We start from the raw sequence: 1,780 nt of genomic DNA, 5'->3' as shown, positions 1-1,780 counted from the left end.
ATATGGGGGTTATGTGAAGAACGATTACACTCTCCCATCAATCGAAATGGGTTTGAGGAGTAATCATTTACGTTTAAAATAATTGGAGCTCTGGTCTCATGCAGAACCAAAGAATCCGTATCCGCCTGAAAGCGTTTGATCATCGTCTGATCGATCAATCAACTGCGGAAATCGTTGAGACTGCGAAGCGCACTGGTGCGCAAGTTCGTGGTCCAATCCCGCTGCCGACCCGCAAAGAGCGCTTTACCATACTGATTTCTCCGCACGTCAATAAAGATGCGCGCGATCAGTATGAAATTCGCACTCACAAGCGTCTGGTTGACATCGTTGAGCCAACCGAGAAAACCGTTGATGCTCTGATGCGTCTGGATCTGGCTGCTGGTGTAGACGTGCAGATCAGCCTGGGTTAATCAGGGTCATTGAGCGATTGAGAGGTTGAAACAATGATTGGTTTAGTCGGTAAGAAAGTGGGTATGACTCGTATCTTCACTGAAGATGGCGTTTCTATCCCTGTAACCGTTATCGAAATTGAAGCAAACCGCGTTACTCAGGTCAAAGATCTGGACAACGACGGTTACCGCGCTGTGCAGGTTACTACTGGTAGCAAAAAAGCTAACCGTGTAACCAAACCAGAAGCGGGTCACTTCGCTAAAGCTGGCGTAGAAGCTGGCCGCGGTCTGTGGGAATTCCGCCTTGCAGAAGGTGAAGAGTTCACTGCAGGTCAGAACATTAGCGTTGAAATTTTCGCAGACGTTAAGAAAGTTGATGTTACCGGTACTTCTAAAGGTAAAGGTTTTGCTGGCACAGTTAAGCGCTGGAATTTCCGTACCCAAGACGCTACCCATGGTAACTCCTTGTCTCACCGTGTTCCGGGTTCTATCGGTCAGAACCAGACTCCGGGCAAAGTGTTCAAAGGCAAGAAAATGGCAGGCCAACTGGGTAACGAGCGTGTAACCGTTCAAAGCCTGGACGTAGTACGTGTTGACGCTGAGCGCAACCTGCTGCTGGTCAAGGGTGCTGTTCCGGGTGCTACCGGTGGCAACCTGATCGTTAAACCTGCTGTTAAGGCTTAACGTCGAGGAGATAGGAATGGAATTAGTAGTGAAAGACGCGCAGAGCGCGCTGACTGTTTCCGAAACTACCTTCGGGCGTGATTTCAATGAAGCGCTGGTACACCAGGTCGTTGTTGCTTATGCAGCAGGTGCCCGTCAAGGTACTCGCGCTCAGAAGACCCGTGCTGAAGTAACCGGTTCCGGTAAAAAACCTTGGCGTCAGAAAGGTACTGGCCGTGCGCGTTCAGGTTCTGTAAAGAGCCCGATCTGGCGTTCCGGTGGTGTAACCTTCGCTGCAAAGCCACAGGACCACAGTCAAAAAGTAAATAAAAAGATGTACCGCGGCGCGCTGAAAAGCATCCTGTCCGAACTGGTACGTCAAGATCGTTTGATCGTTGTCGAGACGTTCTCTGTAGAAGCGCCTAAAACTAAGCTGCTGGCACAGAAACTGAAAGACATGGCTCTGGAAGACGTGCTGATTGTAACTGGCGAAGTCGACGAGAATCTGTTCCTGGCCGCACGTAACCTGTACAAGGTTGACGTTCGCGATGTAGCAGGTATCGATCCAGTAAGCCTGATCGCCTTCGACAAAGTAGTTATGACTGCTGACGCTGTGAAGCAAGTTGAGGAGATGCTGGCATGATTCGTGAAGAACGTCTGCTGAAAGTGCTGCGCGCGCCGCACGTTTCTGAAAAAGCGTCTACTGCGATGGAAAAGAACAATACCAT

General features: G+C 50.0%; 3 protein-coding genes and 1 pseudogene. All 4 read left to right on the top strand.

The window, feature by feature from the left end:
- The first annotated feature begins 98 nt into the window (after positions 1-98).
- Positions 99-410, top strand: a complete 312-nt coding sequence (gene rpsJ / locus AC1DUO_RS24610; protein WP_009639175.1) for a 30S ribosomal protein S10 — start codon at positions 99-101, stop codon at positions 408-410.
- Between the two features lie 33 nt (positions 411-443).
- Positions 444-1,073, top strand: coding sequence for a 50S ribosomal protein L3 (rplC, locus tag AC1DUO_RS24605; RefSeq protein WP_013573687.1), 630 nt, complete (start codon positions 444-446; stop codon positions 1,071-1,073).
- 16 nt (positions 1,074-1,089) lie between these two features.
- Positions 1,090-1,695 (top strand): 50S ribosomal protein L4, encoded by a 606-nt coding sequence (gene rplD, locus AC1DUO_RS24600; protein ID WP_013573688.1) that lies wholly within the window; start codon positions 1,090-1,092, stop codon positions 1,693-1,695.
- Positions 1,692-1,780, top strand: a pseudogene (locus AC1DUO_RS24595) (50S ribosomal protein L23); the annotation flags it as partial. The gene rplD and the pseudogene AC1DUO_RS24595, both read left to right, overlap by 4 nt.

This window comes from Rahnella sp. P4_A8 (genome assembly GCF_056402435.1).
The sequence above is the reverse complement of the archived record's forward strand: the minus strand, read 5'-3'. Positions and strand labels throughout refer to the sequence as shown.

Coding starts and splice junctions, on each gene's coding strand:
- rpsJ (WP_009639175.1), top strand. CDS start 99: ATGCAGAACCAAAGAATCCGTATCCGCCTGAAAGCGTTTGATCATCGT.
- rplD (WP_013573688.1), top strand. CDS start 1,090: ATGGAATTAGTAGTGAAAGACGCGCAGAGCGCGCTGACTGTTTCCGAA.
- rplC (WP_013573687.1), top strand. CDS start 444: ATGATTGGTTTAGTCGGTAAGAAAGTGGGTATGACTCGTATCTTCACT.